Annotated in this window: 18 protein-coding genes; 11 read left to right on the top strand and 7 right to left on the bottom strand. The window is 58.2% G+C overall.

The window, feature by feature from the left end; genetic code table 11:
• Nucleotides 1-39 precede the first annotated feature (39 nt).
• Together N018_RS09770 and N018_RS09765 are read right to left on the bottom strand one after the other, a co-directional pair.
• Nucleotides 40-282: a glutaredoxin family protein gene (locus N018_RS09770; RefSeq protein ID WP_024644893.1), complete on the bottom strand. Its 243-nt coding sequence runs from the start codon at nt 280-282 to the stop codon at nt 40-42.
• 89 nt (nt 283-371) lie between these two features.
• Nucleotides 372-1,457 (bottom strand): acyltransferase family protein, encoded by a 1,086-nt coding sequence (locus N018_RS09765; RefSeq protein WP_025389437.1) that lies wholly within the window; start codon nt 1,455-1,457, stop codon nt 372-374.
• A 281-nt stretch (nt 1,458-1,738) separates the two neighbouring features.
• On the opposite strand from N018_RS09765, the gene N018_RS09760 reads away from it, so the two are divergent.
• The 7 genes from N018_RS09760 (at nt 1,739) to N018_RS09730 (ending at nt 9,584) form a co-directional block, all read left to right on the top strand.
• On the top strand, nt 1,739-2,053 hold the full coding sequence (locus tag N018_RS09760) for a DUF883 family protein (RefSeq protein ID WP_003315618.1): 315 nt from the start codon (nt 1,739-1,741) through the stop codon (nt 2,051-2,053).
• A gap of 4 nt (nt 2,054-2,057) precedes the next feature.
• A complete protein-coding gene (locus tag N018_RS09755) occupies nt 2,058-2,450 on the top strand; it encodes a phage holin family protein (protein ID WP_024644896.1) in 393 nt (130 codons plus the stop codon).
• A complete protein-coding gene (locus N018_RS09750; RefSeq protein WP_002553116.1) occupies nt 2,447-2,803 on the top strand; it encodes a hypothetical protein in 357 nt (118 codons plus the stop codon). The genes N018_RS09755 and N018_RS09750 overlap by 4 nt, the downstream gene beginning before the upstream one ends.
• Nucleotides 2,804-2,974: 171 nt before the next feature.
• Nucleotides 2,975-4,306: a deoxyguanosinetriphosphate triphosphohydrolase gene (locus tag N018_RS09745; RefSeq protein ID WP_024644897.1), complete on the top strand. Its 1,332-nt coding sequence runs from the start codon at nt 2,975-2,977 to the stop codon at nt 4,304-4,306.
• Between the two features lie 251 nt (nt 4,307-4,557).
• Nucleotides 4,558-4,956 carry a response regulator gene (locus tag N018_RS09740; RefSeq protein WP_024644898.1) on the top strand — a complete coding sequence of 133 codons (399 nt, stop codon included), beginning with the start codon at nt 4,558-4,560 and terminating at the stop codon, nt 4,954-4,956.
• 366 nt (nt 4,957-5,322) lie between these two features.
• Complete coding sequence (locus N018_RS09735; protein ID WP_024644899.1) at nt 5,323-5,949, top strand: response regulator transcription factor; 627 nt, start codon at nt 5,323-5,325, stop codon at nt 5,947-5,949.
• Between the two features lie 8 nt (nt 5,950-5,957).
• Nucleotides 5,958-9,584: a transporter substrate-binding domain-containing protein gene (locus N018_RS09730; RefSeq protein ID WP_080274811.1), complete on the top strand. Its 3,627-nt coding sequence runs from the start codon at nt 5,958-5,960 to the stop codon at nt 9,582-9,584.
• Nucleotides 9,585-9,695: 111 nt separating this feature from the next.
• Here N018_RS09730 and N018_RS09725 read toward each other — a convergent pair whose 3' ends face one another.
• The gene (locus N018_RS09725) at nt 9,696-10,040 is read right to left on the bottom strand and encodes a YggL family protein (protein WP_003346101.1); all 345 of its coding nucleotides are present in this window, start codon (nt 10,038-10,040) and stop codon (nt 9,696-9,698) included.
• Nucleotides 10,041-10,369: 329 nt separating this feature from the next.
• Here N018_RS09725 and dacB point away from each other — a divergent pair, with 329 nt between their 5' ends.
• The gene (dacB, locus tag N018_RS09720; RefSeq protein WP_024644901.1) at nt 10,370-11,836 is read left to right on the top strand and encodes a D-alanyl-D-alanine carboxypeptidase/D-alanyl-D-alanine endopeptidase; all 1,467 of its coding nucleotides are present in this window, start codon (nt 10,370-10,372) and stop codon (nt 11,834-11,836) included.
• A gap of 118 nt (nt 11,837-11,954) precedes the next feature.
• On the opposite strand, the gene N018_RS09715 is transcribed toward dacB, so the two are convergent.
• Nucleotides 11,955-14,339, bottom strand: coding sequence for a sensor domain-containing diguanylate cyclase (locus N018_RS09715; protein ID WP_025389435.1), 2,385 nt, complete (start codon nt 14,337-14,339; stop codon nt 11,955-11,957).
• 146 nt (nt 14,340-14,485) lie between these two features.
• Nucleotides 14,486-16,738, bottom strand: a complete 2,253-nt coding sequence (gene rlmKL / locus N018_RS09710; protein ID WP_024644903.1) for a bifunctional 23S rRNA (guanine(2069)-N(7))-methyltransferase RlmK/23S rRNA (guanine(2445)-N(2))-methyltransferase RlmL — start codon at nt 16,736-16,738, stop codon at nt 14,486-14,488.
• Nucleotides 16,739-17,324: 586 nt separating this feature from the next.
• On the opposite strand from rlmKL, the gene rmf reads away from it, so the two are divergent.
• The gene (gene rmf, locus N018_RS26340; protein ID WP_002553055.1) at nt 17,325-17,540 is read left to right on the top strand and encodes a ribosome modulation factor; all 216 of its coding nucleotides are present in this window, start codon (nt 17,325-17,327) and stop codon (nt 17,538-17,540) included.
• A 137-nt stretch (nt 17,541-17,677) separates the two neighbouring features.
• Here rmf and N018_RS09705 read toward each other — a convergent pair whose 3' ends face one another.
• A complete protein-coding gene (locus tag N018_RS09705) occupies nt 17,678-18,709 on the bottom strand; it encodes a quinone-dependent dihydroorotate dehydrogenase (RefSeq protein WP_025389434.1) in 1,032 nt (343 codons plus the stop codon).
• Nucleotides 18,710-18,956: 247 nt separating this feature from the next.
• Here N018_RS09705 and N018_RS09700 point away from each other — a divergent pair, with 247 nt between their 5' ends.
• On the top strand, nt 18,957-20,168 hold the full coding sequence (locus tag N018_RS09700) for a CmpA/NrtA family ABC transporter substrate-binding protein (RefSeq protein ID WP_025389433.1): 1,212 nt from the start codon (nt 18,957-18,959) through the stop codon (nt 20,166-20,168).
• A gap of 14 nt (nt 20,169-20,182) precedes the next feature.
• Nucleotides 20,183-20,758: an ANTAR domain-containing response regulator gene (locus tag N018_RS09695; RefSeq protein ID WP_025389432.1), complete on the top strand. Its 576-nt coding sequence runs from the start codon at nt 20,183-20,185 to the stop codon at nt 20,756-20,758.
• Between the two features lie 56 nt (nt 20,759-20,814).
• Here N018_RS09695 and N018_RS09690 read toward each other — a convergent pair whose 3' ends face one another.
• Nucleotides 20,815-22,062: a glycoside hydrolase family 68 protein gene (locus N018_RS09690; RefSeq protein WP_024644907.1), complete on the bottom strand. Its 1,248-nt coding sequence runs from the start codon at nt 22,060-22,062 to the stop codon at nt 20,815-20,817.
• Between the last annotated feature and the right edge of the window lie 750 nt (nt 22,063-22,812).

Genomic DNA, 22,812 nt, shown 5'->3' with positions numbered 1-22,812 from the left:
AGGGAAATGAAGAAGGGAAAATGCCGCTCGGCGACGCACTCAACTGCCCAGGAATGACGCCACCTGGGGCGCGTCAAAAGGCCATTCCAGCTCTTCCCCGGTGTCGACACGACGCAATACGGGAATGCACAGCTCGTAGCGCTCGAAAAGCTGCTCATCCTCACTGATATCGATCAGTTCAAGCATCAGGCCATGCTCGATCGCAAACGGCAGCAACACCGATTCTGCGATCTCGCACAGCTGACATCCCGGGGTTCCGAACAACTGGCATTCCGGTGGCATGCGTGCATCCTCGCAATCAATACGGGTAAGCAAACGCTATTCTAGGCGTGGTGCGAAACAACGTCGAGTCGCCGCAAAGGCTCTTCTTGCTAAACGCTCACCCGCGCTGAATTCGCCTTGAAGTGGCGCTTGCTGAACGTATTCGCGCGGTCCAGTACCGGCTTCTCGAAACAGCGATAACCGACCCAGCCGTAGCAGACCGCCGCCGCCATCATCAGCAGCGCGAACAACAGATTATCCAGATAGCTTTCGGGCCAAGCGCCAACCAGACTCCAGATTCGGCCGATAACGCCAAGTACCAGCAGGTGAGACAGATAGACCGTGTAGGACATGTCACCCACGACCACCAGAGCGCCAGGCACCGAAAGCCGTTTGCGCCGCTCCAGCAACGCCAGGGTCAGCACCAGCACACCAAATACGCTACCGACCAACAACATGCGTGCCAAGCCCTGACTGTCATACAGCCGGTAATAGCCAATCAGCGCGATGCCCGGCAGCAACCCCGTGCCCAACAGGGCGTAAACCGCTGCAGTAGGTACGCGCACGCTGTGTCGACCATAGAAGAACAGCGCCAGCGCCGCACCGATAATGAATTCCAGCGAGTAAGGGTGCAGGATGATTTTCAGCGCGGGCGAGTAGTCCTGCCAATCGGCCAGCGCGTTGAAGACGATGATGACCAGCGCCCAGATACCCAGCAGCACCGGCAAAAGTCGTTCGCGGAACAACAGCAAGCCGGAGAACACCACGTAGAACCACAGCTCGAACAACAGCGACCAGGCAACCATCACCAGCAGCACTTTGTCGTTGGGCAGCAACAGGAACGACATGACCAGGTTGGACGAGCCATGTCCGCTGTTGACCATGCCTGGCTGCACCAGATAGACCGCCAGGGTGATGAAGAAATACAGCCAGTAAGTGGGGTAGATTCGCGATAGCCTGTTGAACAGAAAACGTTGCGCCTCCACGCCGCTCTGAAAGCGGCCGCGGCTGACGATCACCATCACGAACCCACTGATGACAAAGAACAGATCGACCCCCAACTGGAAGAAGTCGAGCAGCGGCGGCAGCAGGATATCGCCGCCGGAAAATTTGCTCTCTACCGACATCATGTGAAACAGCACCACGCCAAGGACTGCAATGCCCCTGAGACCTTGCAGGGAATACAGCCGCTCCATGCCTTCTCCATCCTCTCGGTATTTTCAGAAACCTGTTGATTGCCAGGCTGGGCGTGCGCTTTTTGACCCTGATCGGGATGGCCCGTGTGGAGCATAGCCAAAGGCCAGAAATACGGAACCCCCAAATGTCTCGCTCAGCACTGATTTTTCCTGACCCGCCCTTTTGGAGTAAGGTACAGCGGCTGTAAAGCGCCTGATCGGTCACGATGCAGCAATCGAAGTGAACCTTCAGGAATCACTTGCACTCGAAACATCCATACGCCACCCAAACGGAGAAAATCATGGCTCGCGAAACCGCACAGAATGCTCAGGAAATCCTGAGAGCCGACTTTCAGGTACTGGTTGCCGACACCGAGAAACTGCTGGCGCACACGGCGTCCCTGGCAGGTGATCAGGCTGACGAACTGCGTGCTCAGATCCGTGAAAGCCTGCTGCGTGCCAAAGAGACGCTGAAGACTACCGAAGACTCGCTGCGTGAGCGCGGTGAAGCGGCAGTCGTTGCCACCGAAGATTACGTTCAGAACAATCCCTGGCAGTCGGTCGGTATCGCTGCAGGTGTTGGTTTTCTGATCGGTCTGCTGGCTACAAGGCGCTAACATCATGACTCTTGGAACGGAATCAGCACCGCCCGAGGGAACTCCGGGCTCTTCACCACGGCGTCTCGGCGCTGCTTTTCTTGGCCTGTTGCACACCCATGTCGAACTGTTCGGCATTGAGTTGCAGGAACAGAAAGCACGAACCGTCAGCCTGCTCCTGTTCGCCGGTCTGGCACTGGTTTTCGGTCTGCTGCTGCTGACCGGACTCTCGGCATTGCTGCTGATCGTTCTGTGGGACAGTTATCGACTGGCCGGAATCATCGGCCTGTGTACGTTCTACTTCCTGGCCGCTATCTTCTGCGGATTGCGCCTGAAGTCAGCTATTTTCGATGAGTCGTCGCCGTTTCACGCGACTCTCGAAGAACTGGCCAATGACCGTGAGCGATTGATGCCATGAGTGAACCGAAATCGCACCAGAGCAATACCCGACGCGAATTGCGCAAGGCACTGATCCGCTTGCGCATGGAGATGCACCGTCAGGAAATACGCCATGAATCCACGCAACTGTTGCAGCCGCTGCAACGCTTTCGGGGTATTCGCCACGACTGGAAAAGCGCGCTTGGCTTCCGTCACGCGCCGCTCTGGGGGGTGGGGTCGGTCGCACTGCTCGGCTTTCTGAGCGGCAAGCGTGCCAAGACCGGGCGCACCAGCCTGCTGGGTCGCCTGCTGAAACTGGGCATTACGTTGACGCCGCTGATCAAGGTGGCCATGCAAAGTCGTGCCATACAGAATCGCAACAGAAGACTTTGATCGCTGCGGCTATTTGTGTGAATCAAGCTTGAACGTACATGCCTGCCCCGGAACCCCGGGGCGGGCATTTGCTTTTTCATGAGGCCTGTTTCTGTGCGTACCGCCTGAAGCCCTTGCGGCCAGCGTGTCGAACCGGGAAGCTAGGCAACGACTTTTAACGGAGTGACCGCCTTGGATTGGCAGACCCTGCTTAACCGCGAACGACTTGGCAAAACCCTGCACAGTCCCGAAGAACTGGGGCGCAGCCCGTTCCACAAGGACCACGACCGGATCATCTTTTCCGGCGCCTTTCGCCGTCTGGGGCGCAAGACCCAGGTCCATCCGGTGACCAGCAACGATCATATTCATACGCGCCTGACCCACTCGCTTGAAGTCAGCTGCGTAGGCCGCTCGCTGGGCATGCGTGTGGGTGAAACCCTGCGCTCTGCCCTGCCCGACTGGTGCGACCCCAGCGATCTGGGCATGGTGGTGCAATCTGCCTGCCTGGCCCATGACATTGGCAACCCGCCATTTGGTCATTCGGGCGAAGACGCGATCCGCAACTGGTTCAATCAGGCTGCCGGGCGCGGCTGGCTGGATGCGATGAGCGAGACCGAGCGCAACGACTTCCTCAATTTCGAAGGCAACGCTCAGGGGTTCAGGGTTCTGACCCAGCTGGAATATCACCAGTTCGACGGCGGCACGCGCCTGACCTACGCCACACTGGGCACCTACCTGAAATATCCGTGGACCGCCCGGCACGCTGATTCGCTGGGCTATAAAAAGCACAAGTTCGGCTGCTATCAAAGCGAATTGCCGATCCTCGAGCAGATCGCCGGCAAACTCGGTCTGCCGCAGCTTGAAGAGCAGCGTTGGGCGCGGCATCCGCTGGTCTACCTGATGGAAGCCGCAGACGACATCTGCTATGCCCTGATCGATCTGGAAGACGGGCTGGAGATGGAGCTGCTGGACTACGCGGAAGTGGAGTCACTGCTGCTGGGGCTGGTCGGCGATGACCTGCCGGAAACCTATCGCCAGCTCGGACCGGGCGACTCACGACGCCGCAAGCTGGCGATCCTGCGCGGCAAGGCCATCGAGCACCTGACCAACGCCGCAGCCAGGGCGTTTGTCGAACAACAGGACGCCCTGCTGGCCGGCACCCTGCCAGGCGATCTGGTCGAGCACATGCACGGGCCAGCCAAACGCTGCGTCTTGAGCGCCAAGGACATGGCGCGCAAGAAAATATTCCAGGACAAACGCAAGACGCTGCATGAAATCGGCGCCTACACCACGCTGGAAATACTGCTCAACGCGTTTTGCGGTGCAGCGCTCGAACAATTTGGCGGCAGGACCACTTCGTTCAAGCACCGCCGGATTCTGGACCTGCTGGGTAACAGCGCGCCTGACCCGAAAGCGCCGCTGCATGCCTCGTTCCTGCGCATGATCGACTTCATCGCCGGCATGACCGACAGCTACGCCAGCGAAATGGCCAGAGAAATGACCGGACGCTCAGGGCAGATATAACCCTTCACCGATCGACTGAACGCCCGCACGCTTGCGAGTGGGCGTCGGTCGATTTTTCTCGCTTCCGAAAAATACAGATAAGCCCTACACGCTTGTCAGACGAATCCTATCGCAGCATTTCTTGCATCCCTCAATAATCCCAGCCACTTCACTGCCTTGTAGGCACCTTATCCATCTGCCTGCGACGCTTACGGGTTCGCATGACGCCTGACGATGCGTAGCTGCATCGCCAGTGCCTTTCCGGAAAAACCATGTCCAGAAACAATCTGCGCATCCTGCTGGTGGAGGATCACCCCTTTCAATTGATCGCCACAGAGGTGCTGCTCAACAATCAGGGCTACTTTCTGCTGACACCGGCCCTCACTGCAGCAGACGCGATGACCGCCATGCAGCGCAGCCCCGAGCCCTACGACCTGCTGCTGTGTGACCAGGGCCTGCCCGATCTGAGCGGTCTTGAACTCATTGACCAGGCGCTCCGTCACGGTCTGGCACGCCAGGCCATTCTGCTCAGCGGCCTGCCCGATGCGCAGCTTGAAGACTTGCGCCAATCCGCCCTGAAACGCAACCTGCCGCTGCTTGGCTATCTGCGCAAGCCCTTGCACGGTCCCGACCTGAGTCGCCTGCTCGATACGCAATCCGTTCAGGACTGAGCGGCGGATTTTGCACATGTCGGCGTGAATACAGTGACCTCTTCATATACCAGTACTTACAGGCGGAGCAATGAACGGCCGAGGCCCTTAGTGAATCCACTTTTGGAACTGTAGGAAAGTAACACTAAACATGAATGATGATTCCTGAAGGTTATAAACAATTTGTTAATCAGTTAGTGACACTTACAGAAAATACGCTTCGACTTTTAAACGCACTCGTGTTTCACGTAGGCTTTTACGTACTCCCATACGTTAATTACTGTAGGACTTTTCCTATATATGCCTGCCGACCAAGTCTCTTCATGTGCCTGCACGATCATCTGAGCTAAGGTGCGCGCTTTCTTCGCTGCTTGTATGGAATAAAATATGAACTCAGTTTTTATCATCGATGACCACCCGGTTATCCGGCTGGCTGTAAGAATGCTGCTGGAGAACGAAAACTATGAAGTGGTGGGCGAAACCGACAACGGTGTCGATGCAATGCAAATGGTTCGCGAATGCATGCCCGACCTGATCATCCTCGATATCAGCATTCCCAAGCTCGATGGCCTTGAAGTATTGGCCCGCTTCAACACCATGGGCCTGCCCTCGAAAATTCTCGTACTGACCTCGCAAACGCCCGATCTGTTTGCCATTCGCTGCATGCAGTCCGGGGCTTCCGGCTACGTATGCAAGCAGGAGGACCTGAGCGAACTGCTCAGTTCGGTGAAAGCTGTATTATCCGGCTACAATTACTTTCCCAGTCAGGCATTGGCGTGTGCCGTTCGTGAAGATGGCAATTCCAGCGAGCTCGAGCTGTTCAAGTTGGTTAACGATCGCGAACTGATGGTATTGCAGTTGTTCGCCCAGGGCCGTTCCAACAAGGAAATAGCCAAAGGCATGTTCCTGAGCAACAAGACGGTCAGTACTTACAAAACCCGTCTTATGCAAAAACTGAAAACAAAAACCTTGGTAGACCTTATCGAGATGGCGAAACGTAACGCGCTAGTGTGAGATAACGGATGTCCAAGCGTTTCAGACAATTATTGATACCGGCCATAGGCGTATGCCTGGTCTGGGCTATTCAGACCAGCCTTGAGGCTGCCGACCATTACACCCTGCTCGGTCGCTCAAGCCCGGCTCACATGGACGTGAAGCTGGACAGCGGCCAATGGCAGTGGGTGCGAGGGCGACGCGAACTGATCCTCGGTACTTCGGCGCCCGATTACCCGCCATTTGACATCACCATCTCCGGCAACGATTACGAAGGTATCACTGCCGATTACGCCGGTATCATTTCGAAAGCGCTGGACCTGCCGATCAGGGTCAAGCGTTTCGAAAGCCGCGATGCAGCGATCAGGGCGCTGGTCGACGGCACAATCGACCTGCTGGGCACCGCCAATGGCTACGAAGTCGTCGCGCGCGATATCAGGCTGTCACAGCCCTATTCAGTGGATCAGCCGGTGCTGGTGACCCGCATCGGCGAAACACGCCCGCTGAAAGACGGCCTTAAAGGCATGCGCCTGAGCATGGTCTATCACTATCTGCCGCCTGCCGATGTCGAAGCTACGTACCCGGGTGCAAATCTCAAGACCTACCCGTCCTTCCAGAATGCGATCAACGCGGTAGCCTTCAATCAGGCCGACGTATTTCTCGGCGATACGATTTCAACGCAATACATCATCAACAAGGGCTACCTGAACAACGTGCAGATGGCCAGTTTCGGCAAGCATGAAGCCAACGGTTTCAGTTTTGCCGTGCATGGCGACAACACGCGTTTGCTGGAGGTTATCAATCAAACGCTCAAGGCAATCCCGGTCGACGAGCGTATCGACATCTCCCGGCGCTGGAGTGCCGGCAACGATTTGATGCTCACCGATCAGAAGCTGCAACTGACGCAGCGCGAAGAACGCTGGATTGCCCAGCATCCCAGCGTGCGGGTGGTGGTGAACGAGGCGTATGCACCGCTGACGTTCTTCGACGCCAAGGGTAACTTTCGCGGAATCACCGCCGACCTGCTCGAACTGATACGCCTGCGCACCGGTTTGAAATTCGACGTCAAGCGCTCGCCGAGCCTGACCGACATGCAGAATCAGATCAGTCAGGGCCAGGCAGACATGATCGGCGCACTGGTCTCCAGTGACGAGCGTCAAGACCGGCTGAGTTTCACCCGCCCTTACATCGATAATTCGTTCGTGCTGGTCACTCGCAAAGACCAGGGCTCACCGAGTTATCTGGAACAAATGGATGGCAAACGTCTGGCCATCACTCAGGGCAGCCCGATGCTGGAATGGCTGCAACGCAAATACCCGAAGGTCGTACCGCTGGAGATAGACAACCCCTTTCAGGCGCTGGACATGCTCGCGGTGGGCCGAACCGAAGGGGCTGTTACCTCGCTGCTCAGCGCCAACTATTTTCTGTCTTCCGGCATCTTCGAAGAGCGCTTACAGATGACCGCGACTATCGGCGAAGAACCAGCGCTGATCTCGATGGCGACCTCACGCAACGCCATCGAACTGAGCTCGATCCTCGACAAGGCACTGGCCAGCATCGCGCCTCAGGACCTGGCTGCGATCAACAATCGCTGGCGCGTCTACACGCCGTCCAGCGCCAAGTGGCACGATTATCAGCGGCTGATCTATCAGATCCTGGCCGGTGCCGGCCTGCTGCTGATAGGCCTGCTGGCCTGGAACGCCTGGATGCGGCGACAGATCCGTCAGCGCGAAGCGGCAGAGCGAGCGCTGAGCGATCAGTTCGAGTTCATGAGTGCGCTGGTCAACGGCACACCCCACCCGATTTATGTGCGTGATCGCGATGGTCTGCTGCGCATGTGCAACGACAGTTACCTCAGGACCTTTTCCACGCAGCGCGAAGACATCATCGGCAAGAGCGCTACCGAAGGGGGACTGGGCAACGCTTTCGAGGCACGCGAATACGCCGCTGACTATGAGCGCGTCATGGCCAGCAACACAGCGCTGATTCTCGACCGGCTCCTGCATATCGGCGACCGTCAGTTGACCATCTACCACTGGATTCTGCCGTTTCGTGATTCTCTGGGCGAAGTACAGGGCATCATTGGCGGCTGGATCGACATCAGCGAGCGTCGTCAGCTTATCGAAGAACTGCAGACCGCCAAGGAGCAGGCGGACGCCGCCAGCCGCGCCAAGAGCACCTTTCTGGCGACCATGAGCCATGAAATCCGCACGCCCATGAACGCGGTGATCGGCATGCTTGAACTGGCACTCAAGCGTGCCGATCACGGCGAACTGGATCGCCCTGCCATCGAGGTTGCCTACAGCTCGGCCAATGAGCTGCTGGACCTGATCGGCGATATCCTCGATATAGCACGCATCGAATCCGGGCGACTGGCACTGAATCCGGAACGCGCCAACCTGCGACAACTGGTGGAATCGGTGGTCCGGGTATTCGATGGCCTGGCGCGCCAGAAAGACCTCAATCTGGTACTGGAGCTGGACAGCCGAATCAACGCCGACGTGTTGATCGACCCGTTGCGCTTCAAGCAGATCCTGTCGAATCTGGTCAGCAATGCGATCAAATTCACCCGCTACGGCCAGGTGAAGATCAGCCTGCAAGCCCCCGACACGCCAGATCCTCAACAACTGCATGTGCACATTACGGTGCAGGACAGTGGCATAGGTATCAGTGTCGAGGATCAGCAGCGCCTGTTCGAACCCTTCGCCCAGGCTGACAATACCGGACAGATGGCCAGGACCGGCGCCGGGCTGGGGCTGGTGATCTGCCGCAGCCTGTGCACGATGATGGGCGGCAACCTGTCGCTTGAAAGCGAGCCGGGTATCGGTACGCGAGTCAATATGCAGCTGGTACTGACCACACTGGAACCACTGGCCAGCCTGCCTGCTGTTGTGACTGACGTGCCGCAAGCGCAGCAGGTTCTGAACATACTCGTGGTGGATGACCATCCTGCCAATCGGCTGCTGCTGTGCCAGCAGCTCGGTTTCCTCGGTCATCATTGCGAAATGGCCGAAAATGGTGCGCAAGGGCTGCAACGCTGGATCGCCGGAGATTTTGATCTGGTGGTCGCCGACTGCAACATGCCAATCATGAATGGCTACGACCTGGCGCGCTCGATCCGCACCCGCGAGCTTGCTGACAGCCAGCCACGCTGCAGAGTGCTTGGCTTCACCGCCAATGCGCAGCACGAGGAAATCCAGCGCTGCCTGGACGCAGGCATGGACGATTGCCTGTTCAAACCCATCAGCCTGACAACCCTTAACGAACAGCTTTCCCGAGTGACGCCGCTGCCGCGCAAGGTGCGGCCGTTCAACCTGCAAAGCATCAGCAGCCTGACCGGCGATCGTCCGGAAATGGTCGAACGGCTGATTGCCCAGTTACTGTCCAGCAACAAGGACGACCAGTTAATGCTGGCCGAACTGGTGCGCGACGATGATCGCAGGAAAATCAGTGAAATAGCCCACAGGATCAAAGGGGCTGCACGGATCATCAGTGCCGACAGAGTCGTCCAGGCCTGTGATGCCATTGAACAGGCATGCGAACCAGAAGGGTCAGAGGCACAGCTGAAGGCGTGCCACGAGGCAATGGACCTGGCAATGGACGAACTTGAGAAGGCACTTGAGGCGCAACAGGCTAAAGACAGCGATCAGGGCTGATGCCGTTGACCCGATCATGCAGCGCAGACAGAAAGGAGAAGAGAAGGCGACGTAACGAGGGGAACAGACAGGCAAAGCGGTAGAGGAAGCAGGAGCCTGCTTCCTCGTGCATCAGGCGGCCGGGTTGATTTCTTTTTCCGGGTACCAGACGTCGATCAGCGGGCTGACAGTGACTTCTGTCAGTTCGCTACGACCTTTCAGCCAGGCTTCAACAGCAGCGCGCTGCTCTTCGCTGACCGAGCCACGCTTGCTCAGGCAAACCAGACCGAAGTCGTCGCCGCCCACATAACCAAGACCGTTGGCTTCCATTGCTTCTTTCAGGAAAGCGTCGAGGAAAGCGTCAATTGCCTTGTCATCCAGCTCTTGCTTGAAGTCCAGGTTCAGTTCGAAACCCAATTCCTGGAACTCGTCCACACACAGTTTTTTGCGCAGACGGCGGGAGCGGTTAGTGGCCATGGGACAATCCTCATCAATAAATATCGGCCGGCACTTTACCAGCTTGGCGACGTAAAAGCCCGACAATTGCTGCTTGTAACGGATATCCGGTGTTCTGACAGGGGCTCGGGCAATGGGCGCAAAAAAATACTCACTTGAGCTATCGTCCTTATCACAAGCCTGCCCTGCTTGGGGCATAATGCCGCTCGTTCGCCGCGCAATCTCATTTATTACGAAATATCTCTGCGCGTTCACTACTATAGTCATCGAACGTCCATATCGAATAGTTACCGAGGGAATCCACCCATGCCCTCTTTTTTATTTCCCTCTTTGCAGTAGGGTTTTATTCAATGATCAAGTCGCTACGTCCATTGCTGCTCGCTTCGATGCTTTTGCCTCTGGCTCTCCCCGCCCACGCTGCCGTCATCAACACCACGCTGCCCCCCAAGGTTCAACAGGCTCTGAAAGCCAGCAAACTCAGCGATGATGCGCTCTCGCTGGTCATGCTGCCACTCAACGGTCCAGGTACACCGACCGTGTTCAATGCCGATGTGTCGGTGAATCCGGCCTCCACCATGAAGCTGATCACCACCTACGCTGCGCTGGAAATGCTCGGCCCGACCCACCAGTGGAAAACCGAATTCTTCACCGATGGCACCCTAAGCAACGGCGTACTGCGCGGCAACCTGTACCTCAAGGGCGGCGGCGACCCCAAGCTGAACATGGAAAAACTCTGGCTATTGATGCGTGATCTGCGTGCCAACGGTGTGCAACAGGTGACCGGCGATCTGGTACTGGATCGCAGCCACTTCGTACAACCGCAACTGCCGGTGTTCAACGATGACGGCAACGACGAGAACAAGCCGTTTCTGGTCAAACCCGACTCGCTGATGGTCAACCTCAAGGCCCTGCGCTTCGTGACCCGCAACGATGACGGCCGGATTCTGGTGTCGGTGGAGCCGCCGATCGCCACCATCCGTATCGACAACCAGGTCAAGGCCAGTGCCTCCAAACAATGCACCGGCGACGTGCGCTACAACCCGGTGACGCAACCGGACGGCAGCGTCAATGTAACGGTGACCGGCCAACTGGGTAACGGCTGCAACTCGCAGACCTATCTGTCCCTGCTCGATCACCCGACCTACACCGCAGGCGCGGTACGCGCCATCTGGCAGGAACTGGGCGGCACCATTCAGGGCAAGGATCGCGTCGGCGTGCTGCCCGGCAACGCCAAGCTGCTGGCCAAGGCATTCTCGCCAGACCTGGTGGAAGTCATCCGTGACATCAACAAATTCAGCAACAACACCATGGCCCAGCAGCTATTCCTCAGCCTGGGCGAAGAGTTTCGCAACGAAGCCGACGGCGACGACGGCAAGGCTGCGCAACGAGTGATCCGTCAGTGGCTGGCGAAAAAAGGTATCACTGCGCCGCATCTGGTCATGGAAAACGGTTCCGGGCTGTCCCGCGCAGAACGCGTCAGCGCCCGTGAAATGGCAGTTATCCTGCAAGCCGCGTGGCGCAGCCCGTATGCCGCCGAATTCATGAGTTCAATGCCACTCGCCGGGCTCGACGGAACGATGCGCAAACGCCTCAAGCGCACGCCACTGCTGGGCGAGGCCCATATCAAGACCGGCACGTTGAATACCGTGCGCGCCATCGCCGGATTCAGCCGCGACAACAACGGCAATACCTGGGCGGTAGTGGCCATTCTCAATGATCCACGCCCCTTCGGAGCATCGTCGATTCTGGACGAAGTACTGATCGATCTGTACCGCCAGCCCAAACTGGCCAGTACCACGGTATCGATCCAGCAGTAACATCCTGGCCAGCGAAGAGGCCCGCTTTATAGCGGGCCTCTTGATTTCAGATCAGCCTGTTTCGAACAGGTCAGGTTCAAATACGGCTCGGCTCATCACGCCAGACAAGCGCATCTCGTCAAGGCTGCTCCGGCTCAACCCGATCCCGACCGCCCTGCTTCGCTGCGTATACACCCGAGTCAGCGCGCAGCAACATGGCGTCGATGCCTTCACCTGCCCGCCTGCTCGCAATCCCGAAGCTGGCCGTCACTGGGTGATCAACCCCTTCGATAACCTGACTGCGCAACGCCTCGCGCAGGCTCAATGCCAGTTGATAAGCCTGTGTGCTGCGCGTGCCCGGGCACACCACCATGAACTCTTCGCCGCCCAGACGGCAGAACACGTCGTCAGTGCGTAGTCGCTGGCTGATTTTTTCCGAAATAGACCTCAGCACCTGATCGCCGGTGGCATGTCCGAAGCGGTCATTGATACGTTTGAAGTGATCGACGTCGAGCATGATGATCGAAAGATCACCACCATGCCGGTCGATCCTTTTCAGCTCGGCCTGCATGCGGTCCTGAAAAAAGCGCCGGTTGTAGGCACCGGTCAGTACGTCGGTGACCGAGAGCGCACGCAACTCCTGCTCGACGCGCTTGAGATCGGTGATATCAGAGACAAATCCGTGCCACAACACGCTGCCATCGGCCAGCCGCTCCGGTGTGGAAGCAGCGCTAAGCCAGCGCAGCCCCTTGCGCGGCAACTCGACCCGGTATTCCTGACTCCAGGCTGTGAGGTGCTTCGCACTGGAAAGAATCGAGGTTTTGATCCGTGCCAGATCGGCGGGCTGAATGCGCCGCATCAAGACTTCGGCGTCGCCAGACAACTGTTCCTCATCCAATTCGAACAGCTCGCACATACCCGCACTGGCATACCTGAAACGGGCGCTGCCATCGATAGCCAAGTGGTATTGATAAATACCGCCGGGCACCTGCGAACCCAGCTTTTTAAGCAATTGCCCCTGTTCGGCAAGGGCCTGGTTGACGCGCTTGTGCTCGGTGACGTCGATGCATACGGCCAGATAGCCGGTCCACAGCCCCTGATCGTCACGCACTGCAGTGACCAGCATATCGACGACCAGGGTACTGCCGTCACTGCGCTGCAGCGTCCACTCCTGCGACGGATGAGTGCCGTCCTGTACAGCATCGAGAAACATCAACTGGGACGCGCTGATCGGCTTCCCGCGCTCTCGGCTCAGATTGCTCGCGCGGGCTTCAAGCTCGGCGGACTGATAGAGGTCCATGAGGCGGAACTTGCCCAGTATTTCTTCCTGAGGATACCCCAGCATCTTCTGCGCGCCGACGTTGAACATGTTGATCATCCCGTCCAGATCGGTAGCGATGATCGCCACCTCGGTCGCGGCGTCGAGCACGTTGCGCAACTGCCCGTGCGCGGCACGCAACTGCAACTCACGCTGGCGCAGCTCGCGGGTGCGTTGCGCAACACGCTGCAAGGCTCGCTGACGCTGACTGATCAGGGTGTAGAGCAAGGCGCTGAGCATCAGGCTCAGCAGCCCGCCAAGCCAAATGACTCGGCCCGGCATCATGATCTGATTGCTGAGATTGAAAATCTGTGTCGGACGGACTTCGATCAGGTAATCCCTGTCGCCCAGGCTCAGCAGGCTGCTGGCGTACAGCCGATTGTGGATGGCGGCAACCGGCGACTGGTAAACCGGCTCGGGCTTTGCGGGCGAACTGAGGTCCTGCATGGTCACCGCAAGGTTGTCCTGTTCGACGGTGCCCACCGTCATCAATTGCGCCAGGCTGATGACCGCCGTCACATACCCGTTCAGCTCCGCAGGCGTCCGGGTGGCCGAGAACACCGGCGCCACCAGCAAAATACCGTAGGCGTCGGACGGGTCCAGCAGACGAATACGCGGCGTGGCGACAATGCGCTTGAGCAGGCGCGCGCGCTCCAGCGCGGAACGGCGCACCTGCTCCGAAGAAATATCAAACCCCAATGGCGACCGTGTTTTGCTCACGGTTTGCAGGAAGCGCACCGGAAAATACTCATCGCGGACGCCGGCCACTTTCAACGCGCCTTTTCCATCCGTCTCGCGTATGGCGTAGTCCGTTATGCCATCCTGGCGGGCCTGCTCTTCAAAAGCTGCCCGTTCGGTCCTGGTTATGCGAGGGTTCCAGGTATAGGCCTGGGTTCCCAACAGCAACGGGGCCACGAAACCGTCAAATTCCGACTGTTTTACTTGATGAGAGAAGATTAAAAAGCGGCTGAGGGTATCGAGCCGGGTAACCTGCCGGTCGAGACGTTCCTGAAGGCGACTGAAGCGTTCTGCGGCAAGCAGATCGAAACGCTGACGCACCTGACGCTGATACAGTTCGTTGTCCGCCAGCGCCAACATGACTGTCAGTGCCGAGCCGACCAGAAAGGCCAGAACCGCTATCAGCCATGCAGAGCGATGATCATTGATAAAACTCAGAATTCTGAGCCTGAAACGTTTAGCGGTCATAGACAGAAACTCATGACGCCAACGAACTGGAGCGTCAAGCTGGCTATTGATCTTTTATAGCTACTCGCCAGTAGTTTGCCTAGTGGACGATGAACAAACCTGTACAAAGATGCTACACGTCAGCTCACCGCCCAGGCTTTACAGGATCAAGCGCGCGCCATGATTTTCCAGGCGCGGTGGATCTTGCCGTTGCGGGCAAAGTCCGGATCGATGGTCTGTGCAGTGATGTCTTCGACCGCATAGCGCTGGCTCAGATTTTCATCGAGCACGAACTTGCGGAAGTTGTTGGAGAAATACAACACACCGCCCGGCGCCAGACGGGCCATTGCCAGGTCTATCAGCTCGACCTGATCACGCTGCACGTCGAAAATGCCTTCCATGCGCTTGGAGTTCGAGAACGTCGGCGGATCGATGAAGATTAGCTCGTACTCGTCACGATTGGCCTGCAGCCAGGCCATCACGTCGCCCTGCTCCAGGCGGTTCTTGTCGGAAAAACCGTTCAGCGACAGATTGCGCCGCGCCCAGTCAAGATAGGTCCGCGACAGGTCGACGCTGGTGGTGCTGCGCGCACCGCCCTTGGCGGCATGCACACTGGCCGTCGCCGTGTAGGCAAACAGGTTCAGGAAGCGCTTGCCCGCCGCCTCACGCTGAATACGCATGCGCATCGGACGGTGATCGAGAAACAGACCGGTGTCCAGATAGTCGGTCAGGTTGACCAGCAGCTTGACGCCGCCTTCGCTGACTTCCAGAAATTGGCCCTGAGCACTCTGGCGTTCGTACTGCTTGGTGCCACTCTGACGCTCGCGACGTTTGATCACCACGCGACTCTTGTCGATGTTCAGCGCCTGCGGAATGGCTGCCAGCGCGTCGAACAGTCGGGCCGAAGCCTTTTCCGGGTCGATGGTCTTGGGCGCGGCGTATTCCTGGACGTGCACCCAGTCGTGATACAGGTCGATTGCCAATGAGTATTCAGGCATGTCGGCATCGTACACACGGTAGCAATCGATGCCCTCACGGCGCACCCACTTGCCCATCAATTTGAGGTTCTTTTGCAGGCGGTTGGCAAACATCTGTCCGCCCTCGCTCAGGCGCGCCTGCTCGACCACCACCGGTTCCGGCTTGATCGGGTTGCCGTTCTTGTTGAGTTTTCTTTCAACTACTTCAACTTCGACCGGGTTGTCACGCTCGACCTGACGCTGTTCCGGGGTGCGACGCTCGCCGGTGACGAACTGGTCGGGCGTCACCTTGATGAGCAACAACTTGCACGGCAAGGCGCCGTTCCAGAACGAATACTGCTTGTGGCTGCGAATACCCATGCGCTTGCCCAGATCAGGCGCGCCGGTGAACACCGCAGCTTCCCAGTTCAGGCAGGCCTGACGCAGGCGCTCGCCCAGATTCTGGTAGAGATACAGCAGGCTGGCTTCATCACCCAGACGCTCGCCGTACGGAGGGTTGCAGATCACCAGGCCTTTCTGGTTCTGATCAGGACGCGGCTCGAACGTCGCGACTTCACCCTGATAGACCTTGATCCAGTCGCTCAGGCCAGCACGCTCGATGTTGTTGCGGCCAGGCTGGATCAGACGCGGATCGGCTTCGTAACCGCGAATCCACGAAGGGGTTTTGGCCAGGCCTGCTTCGGCACGCGCCAGCGCTTCGTCGTGCAGCTTGCGCCACAGTGCCGGAACGTGACCGAGCCAGGCAGAGAAACCCCAGCGCTCACGCTTGATATTGGGCGCGATGTCAGCGGCGATCATGCCGGCCTCGACCAGGAATGTACCGACACCACACATCGGGTCAGCCAGTGCGCCGCCCTCGGCAGCAATACGCGGCCAGCCGGCTCTGATCAGGATCGCTGCGGCAAGGTTTTCCTTCAGCGGCGCAGCGCCCTGCTGCAGACGATAACCGCGCTGGTGCAGGCTGTGACCGGAAAGGTCCAGCGACAGGATGGCTTCGCCACGATCCAGACGCAGGTGCACGCGCAAGTCCGGGTTGATCTTGTCGACCGACGGGCGCTCGCCTTCGGGCGTGCGCAGCTTGTCGACGATCGCGTCCTTGACCTTCAATGCACCAAAGTGGGTATTGTCGATGCCCGAGCCATGCCCGCTGAACTCTACGGCGATGGTGCCTTCCGATTCGAGATGGTCGTGCCATTCAACATCGAGTACGCCGTGGTACAAGTCTTCGGCGTCCTTCATCGGGAAGCGCTTGAGCACCAGCAGCACGCGGTTGGCCAGACGCGACCACAGGCACAAGCGATAAGCGGTCTCCATGTCGGCCGAGCCGCGAATGGCCGAGGTGTGCTCGCGAGTCTCTTGCAGGCCAAGCGCAGTGGCTTCCTCTGCAAGCAGCCCTTCAAGGCCTTTTGGGCAAGTGAGGAAAAGTTCGTAGCGATCCGACATGTGTATTCCAGGGCCTGAGCCGTCTGCGGCGGGCAACGCATTGCCCTGCCAGATTTGAACAGGCGTCTTTCGTGGAGAACGCCTGCGTGGCACGTGATGTGTGCCGGTCCACCGCATGATCCTGTCATGTCATTGCGGCAGTTAAGCTGCACATTAAAACAGATATCGAGCCGCGCAATGTCGGCAATAAAAACGCTGCTGGAAAGCCAGGCTCTAAAAGTCACATTTTATCAGCTGATCAGCGACCCTTCGTCGCCTGCGCGGGCAAGGCAAACAGCCATCACTTGAGGTTGATAAGCAATCTCGATTCGCCCGCAAACCCTCGCCAGAAGGGGGCTGCGTAAAAAATCAGCGCGGATGCACCTCATTGCTTATTGCTGGACAGACCGGAATGTGACGTGCTTATGACAAAACGATCATTCACACCGACCTGCGGTTTGGTTAGAAATCAACACAGGTCATCACTGCAACGGTGATGGCATCAAGGCCCGCCACGCCGGCAGCGGGCACCAACGGCAGAACATTCTGCCCGACCTCATCACGGGGTCTCAGGGATATTACAGTCAACAGACGAGGGCATTACCCTATGAGAAGACTTAAGCGTGATCCGTTGGAAAGAGCATTTTTACGCGGATATCAATACGGCGTTCATGGTAAATCCCGTGAGCTTTGCCCTTTTACTCTACCGTCAGTACGCCAGGCATGGATCAATGGCTGGCGCGAAGGACGCGGCGACAACTGGGACGGTATGACCGGCACTGCGGGCATCCACAGACTCAACGAACTTCACGCGGTCGGATGAGGCGATTCATAGATATTCAGGCCTCGACGGCCGTCAACATGACTGACTGATTCACACCTGTACCATGCACGCCCGACCCGGGCGGCGGGCCAACGCCCAGGGGCTCTCTCGAAGAGCCCCTTTTTTTAGCTGCGGATTCAGCCTGCGATACGTGGCATTGCCGCGATGGCGTCCACCGACTGGCGAATCAGCGCCGGGCCTTTATAGATGAAACCAGAGTAGACCTGCACCAGACTGGCACCGGCGGCGATCTTCTCGGCCGCATGTCGGCCTTCGGTAATCCCCCCCGCAGCGATGATGGGCATACGCCCGCCAAGCTCGCCAGCCAGCACCTTGACGATATGCGTGCTTTTTTCCCGAACCGGCGCGCCTGACAAACCACCTGCCTGATCAGCATGCGGCAAGCCTTCGACGCCCTGACGGCTGAGCGTGGTGTTGGTGGCAATGACCGCATCCATCCCCGATTCGATCAGCGCGGCAGCGACCAGCACGGTTTCTTCATCGGTCATGTCCGGGGCAATCTTGATCGCCAACGGCACACGCTTGCCATGCAGTTGCGTGAGTTCCTGCTGACGCAGGCTCAGGGCCTGGAGCAGTTGCTTGAGCGAATCGCCGAATTGCAGACTGCGCAGACCCGCTGTATTGGGTGAACTGATGTTGATGGTGACATAGCTGGCGTGGGCGTAAACCTTGTCCAGGCAGATCAGGTAATCATCCACTGCTCGCTCGACCGGCGTGTCGAAGTTCTTGCCGATGTTGATACCCAGGATGCCGCGGTATTTGGCCGCCTGAACCCGGGACACCAGATTATCGACACCCAGGTTGTTGAAGCCCATGCGATTGATGATCGCCTCGGCATGCGGCAGGCGAAAGAGACGCGGCTTGGGATTGCCCGGCTGCGGACGCGGCGTCACGGTGCCGATCTCGACGAAACCGAAACCCAGTTGTGCAAAACCGTCGATGGCCGCGCCGTTCTTGTCCAGACCGGCCGCCAGCCCCACAGGGTTCGGAAATTCCAGGCCCATGACGCTGACCGGCAGATTCGCCGGAGACTTGCTCAGCAGGCCGTTGAGCCCCAGCCGCCCGCCTGCACCGATCAGGTCCAGCGAGAGGTCATGCGAGGTTTCCGGGGAAAGTTTGAACAGTAACTGGCGGGCCAGGTTGTACATGGCGGGATGGGCTCGTGAGCAGCTGAATTCAGGGAGTCGATTATAGACGTGTGCAGGCGGCTCAAGCGAGGTGCGCGATAAACTTCCTGCCACATGACGCTGGCATATGCCTTGCTTGGATCGGTTATCGGGCACGTGCTCCAACGAAGGAGGCGTGCATGGACAATGGCGTCGCTTCAGCCCCCTGCACTGGCATCGGGTCGAACGACGCCTTTTTTCTGGATGGGCTTTTTATGAAGTGTTCGCTATGACTGAACGAACCAGCAACGCTCTGGACTGGGTCACTGGCAGCGATGCGCCGGAAATCAACAGCCTGGACGTCGGCTTCATGGCGTTGACTGACTGCGCACCGCTCGTGGTCGCCGCCACGCAGGGCTTTGCCCAGCCTTACGGGCTGAGTCTCAACCTCAAGCGTCAGACCTCATGGGCCGGGCTGCGCGACAGGCTGGTCAGCGGCCAACTGCACGCAGCACACAGCCTGTATGGCCTGATCTACGCCGTGGAGCTGGGCATCAGCGGTGGCCCGGCGACCGACATGGCGATCCTGATGTGCCTCAATCAGAACGGTCAGTGCATCAACCTGTCCCGCGAATTACAGCAAGCGGGCGTGATCACGCCTGAGGCACTGGACAAACGCGCGCACCAAAACGGTCCACAGCTGACCTTCGCGCAGACCTTTCCCACCGGCAATCACGCCATGTGGCTGTATTACTGGCTCGCCAGCCAGGGCATTCATCCGCTCGACGATGTGAACAGTGTGGTGGTGCCGCCCACGCAGATGGCGCAGCACCTGCAAGCCGGGCGCATCGACGGGTTCTGTGTCGGTGAGCCGTGGGGTGCCAGCGCAGTACAGCAGCAGCTGGGTTTCACCATGGCCACCAGCCAGGCGATCTGGCCCGACCACCCGGGCAAGGTGCTCGGGTGCACGCGCGAATTCGTCGAGCAGAATCCCAATACCGCCAGAGCGCTGATCATGGCGGTACTTGAAGCCAGCCGTTTTATTGAGCAGAACCCGCACAACCTGTGCAGCACCGCGCAATTGCTCAGTGGCACAGAGTATCTGGACGCGCCGCTGGACTGCATCGAACCGCGCCTGCTCGGCCAGTACAGTGACGGGCTTGGCAACCGCTGGCAGGACCCACACGCGGTCCGATTCCATAATGAGGGCCAGGTCAATTACCCGTGGCTGTCCGATGGCATGTGGTTCATGACCCAGTTCCGACGCTGGGGACTGTTGCGCGACGACCCGGACTATCTGGCGGTCGCCAGCCGCGTCCAGCAACTGGACCTGTACCGCCAGGCAGCCGATGCGCTGGGCATCAGCGTTCCGGCTGCCCACTTGCGCAGCAGTCAGCTGATCGATGGCAAGGTCTGGGATGGCAGTGATCCGGCTGGCTATGCACGCAGCTTCAAACTTCACTCGCTGGCCGATCCCGCGCCTGCGCTTGCCAGTCGTTGACGGAGGACGTGAGCATGCTGCGTATTCTGCTGATCAATGACACGCCCAGAAAAGTCGGTCGCCTCAAATCCGCGTTGACCGAGGCCGGGTTCGAGGTGATCGATGAGTCGGGGCTGATCATCGACCTGCCCGCCCGCGTCGAGGCGGTGCGCCCGGATGTCATCCTGATCGACACCGAATCCCCAGGCCGCGACGTGATGGAACAGGTGGTGCTGGTCAGCCGCGACCAGCCGCGGCCGATCGTGATGTTTACCGACGAGCACGACCCGGGGGTGATGCGTCAGGCGATCAAATCAGGGGTCAGCGCTTACATTGTCGAAGGTATTCAGGCGCAACGGCTGCAACCGATTCTTGACGTGGCCATGGCCCGCTTCGAGAGCGATCAGTCACTGCGGGCGCAACTGCATGCCCGCGATCAGCAACTGGCCGAGCGCAAGCGCATCGAACTGGCCAAGGGGCTGCTGATGAAGATGAAGACGTGCAACGAGGAGGAGGCCTACACCCTGATGCGGCGCCAGGCGATGAGTCGTCAGCAGAAGCTGATTCAGGTGGCCGAGCAGATTATTGCGATTAGTGAATTACTGGGCTGACTGGATGAACGCCTGCACAGGCAGGCGTTCATGATCTTTGAGGCTGAAGCGAGCCGTCAGCTCAGCGTCACGTCCTTCATGGCAGGGATGTAACCGTAATCATATTGCTCCTGCACGAAGGAGCGATCTCCCTTGAGCAGGATTCTAACCGTCGGCGCTTCGGTCCCGCCGATACGATAATCCTCGCCTTCGGTGGGCACGCTGTCGATGAACGACGTCACCAGCCCGTTCGGCATGACACAGTGGGAGTAGGTCTGGAATGGCTGTTCGGGCGGATTACCAAGCACCAGACCGGAAGCGTTCATTGGCCGGTAGGGGCCGAACAGATGCTCGCCGACAAAACCATACACGCCGTCGGGCCCGGTCACGCCATCGGCGTAGGTAAACTTGTGGCTGATGGTAAACAAGTAATATTTACCCTCCTGGAAGACATAATGCGGGCGTTCGGTCTGGTCATTGACACCGACCGCAGTCACCAGCGGCGGAAGTATTTCCCATTCTTCACCTGTCAGGTCTTTCGCCACCGCCAGGCCGATACAGCCTGCCTGGAATCTGGCACCGCCAACTTCTTCGTGTCCCGGTGGCACAGGGCCAAGTTCCGTAACGCCAACTGTATGTGAGCCCCGCTCGCCCGCGACATTACCTTCGAAGACCATGTACAACTTGCCATCATTGGGATCAATAAACGGACTTGGGTCGCGAAAGTTCCAGGTCGAGTTTTGCGCCTCGGTCTGATAGTAAGTTCCGTCAGCGTCAAAAAGAATTTTAACGTCGGTAAAATCTTTCAACTCCACGCCTTTATCCGACGTCACGATACGGCCGCGAACTTTGGCAATGGATGCACCTGGTGTCACGCAGGTGTAATACAGATCGATATCGCCTTTGTCATTCAGGAGTATCGGGGTGCCCGCCCACTCTCGTGTCGTCGGCGATACACCTTCGGCCATCACCCGGCCGCCGAAGATCCAGTCCTTGCCGGTACGCGAGTACCAGTAGCACATGCGCGCCCGGCCATGCCGATCTTCCCAGTCGCGCTTGATGTCATAGCGGCCGTTGGCGCCCAGGTACTGCGGATCGTCAGGGTGACGGTCAGCCGTCAATGTCAGAATGACCGACCAGCCGTTGACCGAAACAATCGTGCCGTCCAGCTCGCGCAGTGGCATGGTGTCCCAGATAAATACCGTATCGCTCATGACCGGAAAGTCCGGGCTGACCAGTGGCTGCGTGGTGGTGGGGTCGTTTTCGTTGACCTTCAACGCATCGGCACGGGACCAGACAGTGGGTGCATAATTGATGTTGCTCATGATGATGTATCCTTTATTGGCGCCCTTCAAAGCAGCGCGAAGAGGGAGACAACACGGCCTGCAAAGTTGCAGGACCGAGGTGCATCTGAAACCGGGCTTCCCTATATTGAACACGGCAGGAAGCCGGGAAAAGAGCGAGTAGCCGCTTACGTGTTTCAACGTAAGCACTTATCGGAATTGAAAGACGACCTTGAGACAAGGCCGCGCTGATGAAGAGTAATATCACCGTCCGGTTGACGGGCCGAATAAGTGTCGGCAGGACGGATGCTGTCAGAGACACCGCAGAAAGTAAATTAACTATTTGCAGCACTGACGTACCAAAAGACTCACTGGGTAGTTAATTAATAAATATTCATATTTATAGATCATCGATATTAAGCTCACCATATGACAGCATCGAAACAGCATCATAGTGACAGCACATAACATCGACACTAGTGGCACATGACAATAATAGGAACACGTTGAACTTTAATAAAACATCAATAAGACACTGCAGACTTATTCATTATCAAGCCGGCTGATATCAGCCTGTGTGAGCGGCACACGTCCTTGCTCGGCGGTACGCCCTTTTTTGCAGCGCCTTTGCTGATCAGCGCCCGCTTTAAGGTCGCCGGCCAGGTCAAGTGCGCGCCCCGGAATTCACCCGGACCCGCTTGCAGCTTACCGCTAAACCGCTTGCAGCTGCCTTGGCCCATCTATTGCTAATGCAATTGCACAGGTAGCCAACGGCGGCTACCACCCATTACG

The organism is Pseudomonas syringae CC1557 (assembly GCF_000452705.1).
Taxonomy (GTDB): Bacteria; Pseudomonadota; Gammaproteobacteria; order Pseudomonadales; family Pseudomonadaceae; genus Aquipseudomonas; species Aquipseudomonas syringae_F.
Note: the sequence above shows the minus strand (reverse complement) of the source record. Positions and strands in the feature narration are given on the sequence as shown.